The 16,119-nt window shown below is 46.9% G+C and carries 10 protein-coding genes; 4 read left to right on the top strand and 6 right to left on the bottom strand.

The genetic code is table 11. The features are described 5' to 3' along the window. Positions 1-624 precede the first annotated feature (624 nt). The 4 genes from FN815_RS04565 (at position 625) to FN815_RS04550 (ending at position 5,180) form a co-directional block, all read left to right on the top strand. Complete coding sequence (locus tag FN815_RS04565) at positions 625-1,353, top strand: DUF4129 domain-containing protein (RefSeq protein WP_185957161.1); 729 nt, start codon at positions 625-627, stop codon at positions 1,351-1,353. Between the two features lie 4 nt (positions 1,354-1,357). Continuing rightward, entirely contained in the window at positions 1,358-2,557 is a 1,200-nt protein-coding gene (locus FN815_RS04560; RefSeq protein WP_142453420.1) for a DUF4350 domain-containing protein, read from the top strand. Beyond that, the gene (locus tag FN815_RS04555) at positions 2,554-3,555 is read left to right on the top strand and encodes an AAA family ATPase (protein ID WP_142453419.1); all 1,002 of its coding nucleotides are present in this window, start codon (positions 2,554-2,556) and stop codon (positions 3,553-3,555) included. The genes FN815_RS04560 and FN815_RS04555 overlap by 4 nt, the downstream gene beginning before the upstream one ends. Before the next feature lie 284 nt (positions 3,556-3,839). Next, on the top strand, positions 3,840-5,180 hold the full coding sequence (locus tag FN815_RS04550; RefSeq protein WP_142453418.1) for a DUF58 domain-containing protein: 1,341 nt from the start codon (positions 3,840-3,842) through the stop codon (positions 5,178-5,180). Positions 5,181-5,794: 614 nt separating this feature from the next. Here the strand turns inward: FN815_RS04550 and FN815_RS04545 are convergent. The 6 genes from FN815_RS04545 to FN815_RS04520 are packed head-to-tail and all read right to left on the bottom strand — an operon-like array spanning position 5,795 to position 16,119. Then, positions 5,795-7,477 carry a glycosyl hydrolase family 18 protein gene (locus tag FN815_RS04545; RefSeq protein ID WP_142453417.1) on the bottom strand — a complete coding sequence of 561 codons (1,683 nt, stop codon included), beginning with the start codon at positions 7,475-7,477 and terminating at the stop codon, positions 5,795-5,797. Then, a complete protein-coding gene (locus tag FN815_RS04540; protein WP_221930233.1) occupies positions 7,474-8,889 on the bottom strand; it encodes an ATP-binding protein in 1,416 nt (471 codons plus the stop codon). The genes FN815_RS04545 and FN815_RS04540 overlap by 4 nt, the downstream gene beginning before the upstream one ends. Continuing rightward, the gene (locus tag FN815_RS04535; protein ID WP_142453416.1) at positions 8,826-12,443 is read right to left on the bottom strand and encodes a contractile injection system tape measure protein; all 3,618 of its coding nucleotides are present in this window, start codon (positions 12,441-12,443) and stop codon (positions 8,826-8,828) included. Before FN815_RS04535 ends, FN815_RS04540 begins: the two co-directional genes overlap by 64 nt. Before the next feature lie 23 nt (positions 12,444-12,466). Further along, positions 12,467-12,712 carry a hypothetical protein gene (locus tag FN815_RS04530; protein ID WP_142453415.1) on the bottom strand — a complete coding sequence of 82 codons (246 nt, stop codon included), beginning with the start codon at positions 12,710-12,712 and terminating at the stop codon, positions 12,467-12,469. Then, positions 12,705-15,359 carry a hypothetical protein gene (locus FN815_RS04525; protein WP_142453414.1) on the bottom strand — a complete coding sequence of 885 codons (2,655 nt, stop codon included), beginning with the start codon at positions 15,357-15,359 and terminating at the stop codon, positions 12,705-12,707. The genes FN815_RS04530 and FN815_RS04525 overlap by 8 nt, the downstream gene beginning before the upstream one ends. Beyond that, on the bottom strand, positions 15,313-16,119 hold the full coding sequence (locus FN815_RS04520) for an adhesin (protein ID WP_142453413.1): 807 nt from the start codon (positions 16,117-16,119) through the stop codon (positions 15,313-15,315). The genes FN815_RS04525 and FN815_RS04520 overlap by 47 nt, the downstream gene beginning before the upstream one ends.

Raw genomic sequence — 16,119 nt, 5'->3', positions numbered from 1 at the left:
AATGTTCTTCGTTCTGGTTTGCTCATTTGATTCAATTAGTATGTAGCCAACAATATACCTTAACTTCGTGTCCAGTAAAATGTAGTAAGTCCATTTTAATATCTGAGTCTTGCACTATCCAAAATTTAGTATGTAGTAATTCTCCCTTTGAAGGGAGACCGGTTTAGACCTTCAGGTCTGAACCAGGGGGATGTGCGATGGTGACTTATGCCACCCTTCATTGGCTTAACATCATGGCAACATTACGGGGCGGCAGGCAAGTCAGAGACTTGCGGGATCTTGGCATTCTGCCATGTCAACCGATCTTTTACTTGGGCTTTTAAGTCACAGACTTAAAAGATCTCACGGAAAGACCTACCAACATTTTGCTCCTACGGAGCATTTTAGGAATCCAGGATTGCCCCGTTAGAGGCTACCTATCGGTAAAAAAGCCGATCACCCAACAAACAATTTTCGCCCGAATATCAGCAGTGGAAATTTGATGAACGAAAATTGGGCTCCGAGATAGCCAAAACCCGCATTGAAGGGTCGGGCAAATCTGCCCGACCTACCTTATCCCCAAATCCCCTTTAGCCCATAAACCAGGTTTACTCGCTTACTTTTCTGATGTATTTTAGCGTATACATGAACTCAAAAACCTTATCCACCCACTTACTCCTGCAAATTATCCTGTCGCTGATGCTGTCAGCAACGGCTTTTGCTCAAGCGGACTCAGCGCCTTTGCCCACCGACAGCAGCCAGGTAGATGTACGTACCGCACCACCTGAAACACTCGAAGCCATCACTTCGGACCCGGTTTTTGACTATCAGGAAATCCCACAGAATCCCGAATCATTGTGGGACCGAATAGTCCTTTGGCTCATACAAGCCATCGGTTACCTGTTTGAACAACCCTGGGCCAATACCCTCATCCGTATTATATTTTTCATCATTTTCGGGTTGATGATTATCGGGCTAATCAACCAAATTATGGGCGGAAACATCCGGTCGGCATTCTCAGGTAATAAAGCCGGCGAGAAAGTTATGCCCGGTTTCACCCAAAGCAATCCCCAAAAAACAAATTACGATCAGTTGCTGGAGCAAGCCATCGCGGATAATAACTACCATGATGCCGTCCGCCTGCTGTACCTAAAAGCCCTGCAACAGTTATCCTCAAAAAGTATCATCACCTGGAAATCCGACAAAACCAATCGTGATTACCTGCAGGAAATAGATACTCATCCATCCAAATCACCCTTCCGCGATCTAACACTGTATTACGAATATGTGGAATATGGAGATTTTGAGATTGATCAGCTGGAATTCAAAAAAGTGCAGACCATTTACCGGAAGTTTAAAAATACATTAGGGTGAAGGTTTGCTGAAACAAGAACGAACCTACTATTTCATTCTCGGCGTTCTGATCGCTCTCTTCCTGCTGATTGAGCTCTTACGGCCTACTCCGTTAGACTGGACCGAAAGTTTTTCTGCCGCTGACGACATTCCCTACGGCGGATATATCTTGCACGAATTACTGCCCGAGACTTTTCCAGGCACCGATATCAGCCAAAACCAACAGCCACTTTTTCAGCGCCCCGATAGCCTCCAAAGCACCCAGAACTGGATCTTCATCAACACAAACTTCCAACTGGATGAGTGGGAATCTCAGAAGCTACTGCGCTGGGTAGAAAATGGCAGTCAGGTTTTTATCGCCGCCCGTAGTTACAGCGGTTTATTTGCCGACACGTTGAATCTTGGTACCACCTATCAAAACCCGTTGCTGGGTGGCGGTTCTATCGTAGATGATGATACCAGCTACGTACATTTTAGCAATCCCATGCTCCAGAAAAAAGGCGGATATCCCTTTTATCAAAGCACCACCCAAACCTATTTCTCCAGCACAGATACATCCAATTCTGTTATTCTTGGGGTGAATGAAAAGGAAGAACCTATTTTCCTTAAGATAAACCGGGGCCAGGGCTCCATTTATTTGCACGCCAACCCCACATTGTTTACCAATTACCTGGTTAGGAATAAAACCGGGGCCGAATACGCCCTTAAAGCTCTCTCTTACCTGCCCGTTCAACCGACAGTTTGGGATGAATATTACAAGCAAGTCTACCGGGCACGGGGCAGCGGACTTCGTTATGTGGTATCCCAGGAATATCTAAAATGGGGCTGGTTTCTGGGACTGTCTGGCGTGGTATTATTTATGCTTTTCCGTGCAAAGCGTCGGCAGCGTATCATTCCTGAGATTAAAGCTCCCAAAAATTCCAGCATTGAATTTGCACAAACCATCGGCAGCCTGTACCTGGAGAAAGGAAGCCACAAGCTGATAGCCGATAAGAAAATCCAGTTTTTCTTTGATTATATTCGAAGCCGGCTGGGCTTGGATACCTCCGAAGCAGATAAAGATTTCCGAAACGATGTAGCCCTCAGGTCTGGATTGGAATCAAACCGTATTGACCATCTTTTTAGCCAAATTGAGTCTGTGCGATCTAAGGAAAACATCACCCCAAAAGAATTGAAACAGCTAACCGAAGCGATAGACCACTTCTATAAAAAGAGCCAACGATGAGCACTGAAGAACAACATTCCGAGACCTTCCGCCCTTTTGAAAACCGTATTGATCTCTCCGGCGTGGAACAAATGGTGGATAAAATCCGGGGGGAAATTGGCAAAATTATCATCGGGCAGAAGAACCTGGTGGATTTGTTAATTGCTGCCTTACTGGCCGATGGCCACGTGCTGATCGAAGGCGTGCCCGGTGTAGCCAAAACACTGACCACGAAACTGCTGGCCCAAACCATCGATTCCGGCTTCTCCCGCATCCAGTTCACCCCGGATTTAATGCCGGCCGATGTAATTGGCACCTCTGTTTTCAATCCCAAAACCACCGATTTTGAATTCAAGCAAGGTCCGGTTTTTTCCAATTTGGTGCTGATTGATGAGATCAACCGCTCGCCGGCTAAAACGCAGGCGGCCCTGTTTGAGGTGATGGAGGAACGGCAAGTGACCGTTGATGGCCATACCTACCCGATGGACGCCCCGTTCATGGTAGTAGCTACGCAAAACCCTATTGAACACGAAGGCACTTACCGCCTGCCCGAGGCCCAACTCGACCGCTTCCTGTTTCGCATTGATGTGCCTTATCCTTCGCTGGAGGAAGAAATTAAAATCATCGAAGGCAGTTACTCGCGGAAGAATAAGCTGGATATCAGTCAGCTAAACAAAGTGGTTTCGGCAGAAGAAATCGCTACCCAGCGCGAGACGGTTTCTTCCATTCACGTGGCGCCGGAAGTGATGGAATACATCGCCAAAATTATCCAGAACACCCGCAACAGCGCTTCGGTTTCCATTGGGGCTTCCCCGCGGGCTTCGGTGTTTGTGATGCGTGCCTCACAGGCTTATGCAGCTATGCAGGGACGTGATTTCATCACCCCGGAGGATGTGAAGGAAGTCATCAACCCCGTACTGCGTCACCGCATCACCCTCACCCCGGAAAAGGAAATGGAAGGCATGAAACCCGACCAGGTGATTCAAACAATTTTAGAGAAGGTGGAGGTGCCGAGGTGATAGATTTTGATAGTATGACGAACAGCTGCCCCCCTTAGTGGGTGCAAACTCAAATAAATTATTAAGGATTTTATGCTGGAATAGGAAAGTCCTCCCTTGAGGGAGGTGCCTTAGTTTTGGCTTGCCAAAACCGGCGGAGGGTGTTAGTGCCAAAGGATAAAAGTTAAACAACAAATTATGATGTTCTTTCCCTTGGCGCCAACACCCATCCCGGCTAAATCCCTCCGACTACTCGGAGCCTCAAGGGAAGACTTTTCACTCTTCGTAATTGAAATAAAGACAGAATGAACCCCATCACCATTTTTAAACAACTGCATCTCAGCAACCGGTTTTTCCAGGTGCTGGCTGGCATTGTATTGGTTTTTGTAATTGGATACTTCGTGCCGGTGGTAGGGCCTATTGGGGAAATTATTTTTTATGGATTTATCGTGTTTTTTGGGGTTGATGCGCTCATTTTATACAGTCGTAAAAATCCACTTTCGGGGCAGCGTGTCACCCCGCAACGGCTTTCCAATGGAGATGAAAATCCAATTCGACTTCAGATTAACAGCTCCCTGAATTTCACCGTGAAGGTTGAAATAATTGATGAAGTGCCTCACCAATTTCAGCTGCGTGATTTTAGCATTTCTACTTCACTTCCTCCTAATCAGGAACAGGAATTCCGTTATGAACTACGCCCCACCCAGCGCGGGGAATACGACTTTGGAGACATCAATGTGTTTCTGCAAACAGCTTTGGGTTTTGTAAGAAGAAGTGTAACTATCCCGGCTTCTGAAACCGTGCCGGTGTATCCCTCCTTTATTCAGATGCGTAAATTTGAGATGTATGTCATTTCCAACCGCCTTACTGATGCAGGCATCAAAAAAATACGCCGGTTGGGCCACACCATGGAATTCGATCAGATTAAGGAATACGTGCGCGGGGATGATGTGCGCTCTATAAACTGGAAAGCCACCGCCCGCGCCAACGAGCTAATGGTAAACCAGTACCAGGACGAGCGTTCGCAAAATATCATCAACATCATTGATACCGGCCGGGTGATGAAAATGCCTTTTGACGGGCTGCACCTGCTGGATTACGCCATCAACACCAGCCTGGTGATTTCCAATATCGCCTTATTGAAAGACGACAAAGCCGGACTCATCACGTTTTCGAATGAGAATGCCGGTGTGGTAAAACCTCAAAAGCGCCGCACGCACATCCGGCGAATTCAGGAGCGCCTCTATAACCTGCAGACCAACTTCCTGGAATCTGATTTTGAGCGCATGCTTATAGCTCTGCGCAAGCACGTGAATCAACGCAGCCTGGTACTTTTGTACACCAACTTCGAAACTTTTTCGGCCATGGAACGACAGCTGCCCTACCTGCAGCAAATTGCCAACCGGCACCTGCTGGTCACCATCTTCTTCGAAAACACCGAAATGACACGCCTGATCGAGAAAAAGCCTGAAACGCTTGGCGAAATTTATACCCAAACCATCGCCGAAAAATTCAGCTTTGAAAAGCGACAAATTGTTCGGGCGTTGAACCAACGGGGCATTCAAACTATACTGACGCCTCCCAAAGAGCTTTCGGTAAATGCCATCAACAAATACCTGGAGCTGAAATCGCGCGGGTTAATTTGATTTCGGGCGTTTGTAACTATCGATATTTGAACCGGGATTTACAGGATTTTTCTGGATGATCAGGATGAAAAACAAATTTTGTAAATGTTGAAGTATGACAACCTGCCGAGAGTTGGGCAAGCATGGGTATTGGGAAGTGAGTTGCCAAAGCTTCGTCAGGCAACACAATCCCACACATTTTCGGGGCGAAGCTGGGCTTTTCTTCTTCATTGAACCCCGGGCTGCGCCTGTTCTGCTCCCCGCAAGCGGGGGAAGCCCAAACAGGCTTACCCGGGGCTATTATATTTCGTCCCCATTCGGGGACTGCCAGAATCAATAGTCACTGAATTATCAACCTTCTACAGCAATAACATATTTATTAACCTGTACAAGACATCACTTTGTGATAACGAAGGTGTTTAATTAATAATCCTGATCAAACTACCCTAACCACCCCTACCGTAAGCGTCTCGCTTGGGTGGTGTTTTAGTTGCCCCCATTGGTCCAAGCGGGGCGCTTGAACCAGTCACCTAATAGCTAATAGCTGATAGCTGATAGCTGATAGCTGATAGCTGATAGCTGATAGCTGATAGCTGAAAATTACCGAAATAAATAAAACCCCAAGCTTATCCCGCCTACGGCAAATCCTTCTTATTAAATACCAGGTGATGCAACAGATTAGCTACCAAAACGCCAAGGGTAGCTGTGGCTATAAGCAGCAATACCATATCCATAGCTGGAATGCGTTGTGGGCTTTCCACCAGAATATCCTTATCAAAAATAATGCTCAGCAGTAAAATCAGGCTTACTACAAAGTATAAAGCCACGGAGTGTTCTTTGATCAGCTCCTTCAGTTTCACCACAAAAAACACTACAGGAAATAACAAAATGGTCAAAGCTACCAGCACCAGGAAAACAATTGGAGTCTCCAGGTTTGATTTGATGCCCAGCCAGGCTTTGGCATCGTTCACCCATTCACCCAGGTAGCCAACTGCCTTTTCCGCATCTTTTTCTATCTTATGGGCGGCATCCACTATTTCATCTTCCGTTTCATCTATTTTGGTCGTATCTATTTTCCCCTCCACTCCAAATTTATCGGCAAGTAATTCCCATAGATCCTGGTAGCCGTCATCATCCCCCAGAGCCCAGAGTCCCACTCCCCGGTAATTGCCCTGATTCACCCGGTCGTACAAAGGCGCCAGCGAGCGTTCATCCTCAAACCAAAGCTGCCGGTGTTCACCGTTATCCTGACGAGTGTAGTTAAAATAGGCGCTATAGCTATCCTGATCAAATTTGGGCTGATAGGGGAAGGCATTTCTGATTTGTTTGTAGGTTCGGGTGCCCCGAAACCGTTTTACATCGGCCGGCACGTCAGCCGAATGCGTTTCCCACATCTCGCCGTAATACGGCACCCCCACCAGCGTCTTGGACGGTGGCAATCCCAGCTTGGCATAATCCTGCAACGATTGCTCCACACTTCCCTGTCCCCAGGTATTGGATGGCACCAGCGGAGAAACCGGGCCCGCCTTTTTACTGCCGGAATAATAGTAGCCATACGTCATGATAATGAAGCGATCTACAAATGGCGTCAGCTCTTTCACATCGTAAATCTCATGGGGATCATAAGCCGGCAAGGTCATTGAGACCAAATATTTATTTGGTTTCAGAGCTGTACTGAGTTCCTTTACAAAATCGGTCAGAGATTTTTTTTCCAGCCTGCCGACATCCTCAAAATCAAGAACTACCCCATCGGCTTTGCGAAGCTTAAGTAACACTTGCAAGCTATCGATCAGATTCTGCTTTCGTGCCCCTTGTCCTCTGATCACTCCAAGGAATTCACGGTTGTTCTTTTTACCGAAGTTGGTGACCGTGAGCAAAATTTTAATATTGGGATTTTCTGCCCGTGCACTGTCAATAAGTGCCGTGGTTTTCCAGTCGTGAATGGTTTTATAGCCCCCGGTCTTAGGATTCAACTCATAAGAAAAATAGGCGATGGTAGACAGCATTGAGAAATCGTAGTTCTTGTACGCCGTACCGCTCCAGTAGGGATGCCAGCCAAAAACCTCCACCGAATCCTTTAGAATAAAATCACCCAGCGGCGCTACCGAATCAGCGATACCCTGATAATCTCCCCAATCCTGCTCAGTAACCGGTCCCAAACCCGAATATTTCTGGCTGCGCAGAGCATGCGAAAGCGAATCGGCTGCCGTGGAATCGGGAGTTTGAGCTTCTACTTTTTGAGTCGCTCCAACCAATAAAAACATCAAGATGATTATACCGCCTATGGCTTGTACCCTATTCGTCATTCTAAAATTCATAATACCGTCTTCCCCTTTTTATTATGTTCGCGGCGGATGCCTTTCAGCAGATCTTCCTCTTCAATCTGGCTGTGTTCTTTTTTCAACGCCTGCAGCGCACTGTACCGGAGCACGTTGATAATGGTACCCCCCGCAATCTCGTGTTTCTCGGCGATTTGATCTATATCAATTTCTGGAGCCACCGGCACCCCATTGGAAAGCAGGTTCTTCCAAATTCGATATCGCTCTTCTGCGCTTGGCACAGGAAAATGAATCAGCGACTGAAATCGACGGGCAAAGGCATCATCGATGTTGTTTTTAAGATTGGTTGCCAGAATAACCACCCCCTGGAAATCCTCAATCCGCTGCAGCAGGTACGCCACTTCCTGGTTGGCATAGCGGTCGTTGGAGCTTTTGGTTTGGGTACGCCGGCCAAACAGGGCATCGGCCTCATCAAAAAACAAAATCCAGTTTTTGTGCTCGGCTTGGTCAAACACTCCGGCCAGGTTTTTCTCCGTTTCTCCGATGTATTTCGATACAATCATGGATAAATCCACGCGGTACACTTCCAGACCTGTAACTTTCCCCAAAAGAGAAGCTGCCAGCGTCTTACCCGTCCCCGATGGACCATAGAATAAACACTTATACCCAGGCTTCAGGTTTTTGGCCATGCCCCATGTATACAGCATGGTATCCTTGTGATTAAGCCAGGCCCGCACATCTTCCAGCTCTTCTTTTACTTTTGGATCCAGCACCAGCTCATCCCATTCAAGATCGGTAGTGATTTTCTTAGCCGGGAAGTCGGTATGATACTCGGGACTATGGGATCTGGCACGCGTAAAATACGACACATATTCATCCGAAAGCAGCAGCGTACCGCTTAAAAACGGCTCTTTTTTTTCTGCATGCTCCAGCCGCAGGATGTTGTGTTTAAAAAAGAAATGCTCTTTATCAAACAGCTGCAGGTAATGAAACCGAAGCTCCAGGTTATTCCCCGCCAGTAAAAATAAAGCGGTTTCTCCTGTGGGAATAAAACCGCCATGACTGTTTCCCTTAATCCCTCCAAACTCTGAAAACCCACGGTCAAACTTGGAATTTTTAGTGAAAAAGATGTCTAGCATTTGTGGATAAATATGGGGGATCAGGGCCAGCAGCATCACCAGCCTTTCCGGCACCTGCATGCTATAGTGCCGAATCAGGTCGGCATACATCGAAGAGTCTTCCTCCACCGTTGGCGGCTCCAATTCAAAAATGCTTTCATGTGGCCCCTCCTGCTCAAAATAAATCTGGAAACGGGCCTCTAACACCGCATTAAACCAGTCCAGTTCTTTTTGGATCGTCGCCGCATTTTGCTTCGTTGCATTCGTACTCATCGCCACTCCACCTGTATTCTCTTTTGCATCCACTTGTGCATCACCATCGAAATACTCCACGGCAGTTGATCCAGCAGCATATCGTAGCCCTTTACCTCCACCGTCAGTTGCCAGGATTCTTCCTGATCCACCAATTTTCCTTCCCGCTTTAAAAACGATTCCCGGAAACCTACCACCGAAGTGTCCCCGATCATTTTCCACTGCTCAATCATAGATTCCAGCAAGCTATCCGATAGCTCCAACTCTGATTTCTTGAATTCCACCTTTCGCGGCACCGGCTCTATGATGTCCATCCCGCACAGTATTTTGTTCAGCGTCAGGTCATATTCATTCGGTTCTTTCTCCCCGCTCACCATATATTGCAACAGGTGAACGGCTCGATACAAGGCCTCCGGGCTTCTAAATTTATTCCCTTCCAGAAATTCCAGTCGAGAGAAATACATCGGCAAAAAAGCTCCCAACAGCACCATCCCCGCATTTTCTATATAGATGGGCTCATCAAGATCGTGCTCAAATCCTTGCTCCGTTGCTTCTTCATGTTGCTTTTCTTGTGCTAAATCTTGCTCCTCAATTGCCGCTGTCTTGATCTGCCCCGCATCCTCCAACTTCTGTCCCCATTCCTTGTAAACTTCGTTAAGGGCCGGCTTCCACCATGTATCGGTGTTCTTCGTTTTAGTGCGTAGCAAAGCCAGCATCAATTGCTGTCGCCTATTTATTTTTTTCGGGGTGATAAGCTTTTCGCCTTCATAAATCGTGGTCAGCACATGGCGTACAAAAGCGGCCTTCCACTGGCTTCCAGCCGAATGTATCGGCTCGCTAAAACCCAACATGATACGCCATTGCAATACCCTGATTTCTTTCGTTGTGACAGTAGCTGACTTCCCACCGGTATTTCGCCAGCTTTGCAATACCTCTTGTGTGAAGCGCATTTTCTGTGCCAAAGCCGTGCCACTTATCACATGCACCAGGCGCAATAACACCCGGTCCGAAAACCGCTCCATCCAGCTTTGTATTCTGTCCGTGTTCTGAACCTGTTGCAATAAATACTGCCGAATAGCCTTGTAGTGTGACCGGTTTAGCGATTCCAGCAGTGTCAACAATTCTGTTTCTGAAAGTTCTGTTGCTTTATCTCCTTCTAAAAACTTGAATAATACCTGCGGAGATATTTCTACCACCGAACCTTTTAGTTCAGTCCTCTTAGCCTTTTGGCGGTTTTCTTCCACACGACTGCCGAGTAGTTCCTTCAAGCGTGAAACTGCCGGTATTTGCCCGGATTTTTTCTCAGCCACCTCCAACGACTTTCGATAAAAAGCCGTTAACCGTCTGCGCTCTATTAATCCGGAAACCCGTATCGGTTTTTTAAAAAACTGCTCACTCGCTTTGGGCTGATGCTTAAAAACCCAAAACATCACTTTTTCCCACCTCAAGCTGCGTCCATGCACATACACTTTGGATTGCAGTTCCAGACGAAATGCCAAAAACTGCAATAGTTCTATCGCAGACTGCTTGTCCAGCTTTTTCACCACTTCTGCTCCACCCGCAGGCTGCGCGGCCAATAAAGCAATGAGCTCTGCAGTCCTTTCCGGCAAATGCTGCTCCATAATTTCATCTGACTTTAGCCCCGATGTTCTTTCGGCAACGCGTATAATCACCTTCTTCTCCACCGAAAAATGAGTTACAGCGATACCCGCCATAGCTTGCATGATCTCCAGGGCAGAAGGCTTTCGGGCAGACACCAGCATATCAATAACCGAACCAAAGAAGATCCTGCGTTCTGCGATATTCAAGGTTTGAGCAAACTTCATTTCTTCTCTCAACACATTCCAAAAACTCCAAACAAGCTTATAATCGGCCGGTAACAAGGATTCTTTCAAAAAGCGTCTGAATTCTTCCGTATTCCAATCGGACACCAAACGCTGCATCGCCTCAGGCGAAGACAATGAAGCTTTTAAAAACTCTTGTAGCTGCATCTCCGGCTGGTTGAACAACTCCTTATACACCTCAAACCGGCGGCTTTTTTTCATTTCCGTAAAGCCACTTTGCAAATAGATTTTCAGCACTTCAAACCGGTCCCATTGTGCAATAACTACAGAATCCGTGTAAGACACTGCCTTTTTTTTCGCAGAGGTTTCCCGGTTTTCCTCAAACAGTGCGATCACCAGTTCAGGCAGACTAGCCGAAGGTTTCGTTTTTGTTTTTGCCTGCTCAACGATTTCCATGAAATAGCTCAGCACTTCCTCAAAACTCACCCGGTATTTTATCGCCAGGTGCTTCAGGTTAGAACGCACAAATTCCTTTTGATTGAAGCGGGTGCCTTTTTCTTCCACCAAAAACTGCACCACAAATTCCCAGACAGACTGCCGAAAATCATCACGGCTTTTGGTCTGGATGTGCTGTTGCTCGCGGATGCTTTCCGCATGCTCCAAAAATGAAAGAATGAAGCCCGCATGGGAAGGTTCCAGTGCCTCTACCAATTCCGATAATGCTTTCTCCGATAAGCCTTTAACCAATCTTTTTCTTACAGAAGCTGATTTGGCATATAAAAGCACCGCTTCTACCAATGCCAACTTTTCCTGTTTCAGTAAAACAGCCCAAAGCTGACTTATGGACGCGTGCTTTTCATTCATTTCCATTCTACGTCCTTCCATAAAAGCAATGAAGTGAATTAAAGCTTCACTTCTTTTCTGCACTGAATGACTCTCTTCTTTACCAAGATCACGGCTTTCATAAGAAATCTCCTTGATCAGATCCTTTAGCTCACTATGATACTTTTGATTTACCTCAATCTGATCCAGGCTATGCTGCAGACGTTTAACCAGCTCCTCATACTCTATTCTATATTTCCCGGCAAGCTTTGAAAGATTCCATTTTAAGAAGGCTTTCCGGTTGAAACGGGTGCCACGGTCTTGCAGTAAATAGCTCAGGATCACATCCCAAAGGGCTTCGTTCAGCTGCTCTTCACTTGTTTTAGTGATAACTTTCTTTTTATGCGCCCTTCGGATGTCCCGCACGTAATCCTTGATGAATTCCCGTTCTGCAGGTACCAGGCTGCCCACTAATTTCAGTAAGGTGGCTTCGTTAAACTGCTTTACCAACCGGGAGCGCAGATGAGAAACATGTCCTTTTTTACGCAGCCACTTCAGCAGAGCCGTTTTATTGGATGAAAGCATCTGCAGGAAAAGATCCTCCATGGTTATTTTTTGCTGAGACTGTCCCCACCAGGGCAACCGGCCTGACATCAGGTAGTAGTTAAGCAGCTCCAGTTTATGCTGCGCCTCCGAACGTCCCTGGGCCGTTTTGGCACTATTTTGCTGCTGAATTCCGGCATCAGCATGAGCTTTCTTTAACTGCTTCCTGAGTTCTTCCTTCAGCTTTTGTTCGATATCATGCTCAAAAGTACGCAGGCTTACCGTACCCAGATCCAGCTGTAACCGGTTGATTTTCGTAAACTGTCCTTCCCCGTGAAATTCGTCCATTACGCGATCCATCATCGGAGCCAGGCGCGATTTAAGAATCACACTAAAACGCGACTGAAAGCTCCGCGAAGCCGATTCCTCACCCACAAAAGAGATCTCAAACCGGTTTTCCTGTATTTTATGCTCGTTCAGATTCACGTGATTCTATTCTTATCTAAATACTATCGTCTCAGACTTCCGGGCCTTTCCGATTCTGCGCGTTTGCTTTGGGATTCGCCAAATACCTTATCCATCCCTTCTTCGCCAATTCCCTTGGTATCGCAGTGGCGCTGCACCATTTTTTTAGAAGCAGGATATTTAGGCGGGTTTAACGATTTGGTGTTCCTTTTTTCGGTTGCTCGCTGGACCACATCACCAGCTGAAGCCCTGGCCGCTGGTTGGCCGGTCTTGGTAAACACTCTATCCATCCTGTTCATCGTTTTTATAGTTAGGGTGATGGTTTTTGAGGAAGCGCTCTACCCTGCGAGCCATCCGGTTGATATCAGCCTGGGAGCTGTCATCGTTTGCATTCAAAGTCATCCATTCGCAGTAGCTACTTTCAAAATCGCACATCTCTTCCGGTCCCAACCACAAAAAGTCCACTGCGATATGCGCCGGCACGTTCAACTGAAAGGTTTCTTCCACAAGCGCCTGAAAACGGGAATCATTAAAACGGGCGGTCCAGTCGGGAAGCACTACACTCAGCCGGAAGGAATAGAAGTCTTCCTGCTCCTCCTGTTTTGGTTTTTGAGGTTCATCAAGCCGGTGCATCATTCTTTCCGATTCCGGCCAGCGGCTAAAGTCTTCTTCCTGTCTGGCCCGTAGCAAAATGTGTTCTACAAGGTGGAAGTCCTCGCTTGTAACGTTCAGCTTCCTGAGCGTATCAACCAGTGCGCTTACAGCTTGCCGCGCCTGTTCGTAGCTTTCATAACTTCCTACCCGCTTCCATCGATAGTTACCGGGCTCACCGGTTTTCAACACTACCTGATATGCATCCCGCTCAGACAGTTTCCCAATCTTGTAATTGGTTGTGGTGATGCCCGCCCTCAGCATCTCCTCATCTATCACCCCATGCTGCACAAAAATGCTGTCGCTAAACAAGGCGTCCGTTTCAGATGTACTTAATTCGGTGCCTTCATCCAGTTGTACTCCCTCAAAATAAAAATCGGCGGCTGCATCACTCACTGGCTTTGTCACCACCCGGCCTTCGGTGTCAAATTCATAGCAATCGTGTTGTAAGCCGCGGGATTCGCTCACCAGTTTTAAGCCGTACTCATCAAACACATGCTGAATGGAACAGCCATCGTACGCATGCAATCCCGATGCAATCTCCAGCAGCAGCTTCACCTTATGTTCCACCCCGGAGATATTCTCATCCACCGCATACGGTTTGGTGTAATTATAGCCCGTTCCCCGCAACCGGTTGATGGAAGAAATCTCCCGCAGCAAATGCAGTTTGTTATGCAAAATAGCCTGCTGATTTTCTTCCTCCGTGTAGTAATAGTTGAAGCGAGAAAGGGAATACTGCGTAAAGCGTTCTCCAAACAGGCTCAGCAAATAATCCAGGAACCGGTTTCTCCGGTCTGAAACATCATCGAAGCGATCCATCAGAGCCTTAATTTCATCCTCCGGCACCTTAGCTTCACCTTCTTCATCCCCGGCATACAACCCCTTCAAATGAGGAATAATATCCTTTGTCAATGCCTTCAGGAAATACGTATCCTCTAAATTCTCTTCTATAGAAAACAGGTCTTTTAGGTGGGACAGCTGGGCCGCATAGTTAGCCAGAATCTGCTCAAAAACCATCAGGTATGCCTTCAGTTGCTTGGCTTGCGCTTTCCGTTGCGGGGTTTCCGATTCCGGCACTCCATACTGATTGATGCCGTAGATATGGGGAAACTGGTTTTGCACGGAATAATAATCGTCCAGCTTCAGCTTGTTGCCTCTGGGTACATCTAACTGATTCCGGAATTGCTCATCCAGGGCATACCCCCGGCGTTTTGCCGCTTTCAAATCATCCAGTTTCATTTTGGTGATACGGGGATTCAGTTCCAGCTTGCGTGCACTGCTTTGCTTAACAAACCGGAATTGCTGCTCCCTAATCTTCTCAGAAACATTATGCTGATACCGCAGAATCTGGTTTTCCTCAATAATAATTTGATTGGTAAACTGTGCCCCGTTCAAACTCAGGCGGAGATTCTTGATACTTTTCACCCCGCTAATTTTATTGATGATATCAATAATTTGGGTGCTGTAGATTTTCAGAGGGCGAGGTTCCAGATCCCTGTCCTTAATGAAGCCGTGTTTTTGGGGTGGACCGTTTAGCAGTTCTTCCAGCGGCATCCCCTCATCCATCATCTCCTGAAAGGAATACAGCTGCACTTCAGGCGCCACAAAATTGCTGATCTTGAAAAAGATTTCAGCCAATATGTCTTCCGGCGTTTGCTCTGAGGAAATTTCAATATCGGCATCCACAAAAAAGTCGCGGTATTCCAGCAGTTCTATTTCCTGGAAATCCTCACAGAGGTTTCGGTTGGCATTCAACAGCTCCCTCAAATTTGCCTTTATCGTTTCCCTGGCTTCCTCTCCCTGATATTTCGCTATATCGTAAACAAACACCGAGGTTTTGTACAGTCCGTTTATCCCGTACTTCTCTCTGGGGATCGGCGAAAACCAGGCATTGGCCAGCCCGTGGATATTATCGTACACCAGACGGCTGTAATCTTTCAAGGTCAAAGGGGCACAGGACATGATTTCATCCGCACTTAGCAACACCTGCTTTTCCGTATCTATTTTCCCTGTTTTAGGATCGGTAAGCAAATCCGGCAAGTCAAAGCCGGTACGATACACCAGCTCGGTAAGGGCAAATACCAATTGCTCCAGGATGGTAATGCCCGGATCGTGGCTGTTATAATCCGTCCAGATATCTCCGCTGAACTGCTCGATATAATGAATGCCTTCTTCGCGCAGCTTTTTAAAGTCCAGCTGGTGATCCGGTTTTTTATCGGGGTCAATATGTATCATCGGCTCAGGCATTTTCAGGAAGTTTGGGTTGATCTTCTTGCTTGCCTTCATCCAGTTGCTGGCTGTTTTTCATGTAGTCGTCAAACCAAAGCCGTGTGATATGGTATGAAATAGATTCATTCTCCCCATAGTCAATCATGGTGCGCATTTGCAGCGAGTAATTGTAGGTACTGCCCTTCCAGCGCAGCATAATTTTATGCCAGAACCAGCGATAATGTGCCTGAGTCTTGCGGATTTTCCCCGTCCGCCATCCCCCAAAGGTACTGAGTGCGATGGCATGCAAAAGGGCATACTGTCCTGATTTTTTCTTCCCCACGCCTGCCATAATCTCGTACGCATGGCAACCATCCAAGCCCGTTAATATGTTGTGCCACTTGCCATCGGCCGGCACTTTTTGTTTTACGGATTCTTCCTGCTTACCATCGGTATAGCTTCCTTTACGCCCCTTCATGGCCACCGTACCGTTTACATCCAGCGTTTCTTCCGGGACTTCTTTTCCTATACCCACTTTACCATCCGGACTAAACGACATCACTTCTTCCTTATCGTAATTATGCACGCTCAGGATGTTGTTCTTTTTATCAAGCACAATGCTCCACTGGGGGGTATCATCCTGCACCTCACGATAGAAACTAATCAGCTTGCCCATTTCTCCCAGCGGGGTAATTTTTAGCCCGTCTTTAAGCGATACAGAAATTCCATCATCCACTATATTGACTACGGAATCGATAAAATCTTCAAAGTGTCCCTGCCGGGGCAGTTCTCCCTTCTGAAAATAATTCTTGAGCGTTTTCCTGTTTCTTAAAGCCAT

Source organism: Gracilimonas mengyeensis (genome assembly GCF_900182705.1).
Taxonomy (GTDB): domain Bacteria; phylum Bacteroidota; class Rhodothermia; order Balneolales; family Balneolaceae; genus Gracilimonas; species Gracilimonas mengyeensis.
The sequence above is the reverse complement of the archived record's forward strand: the minus strand, read 5'-3'. Positions and strand labels throughout refer to the sequence as shown.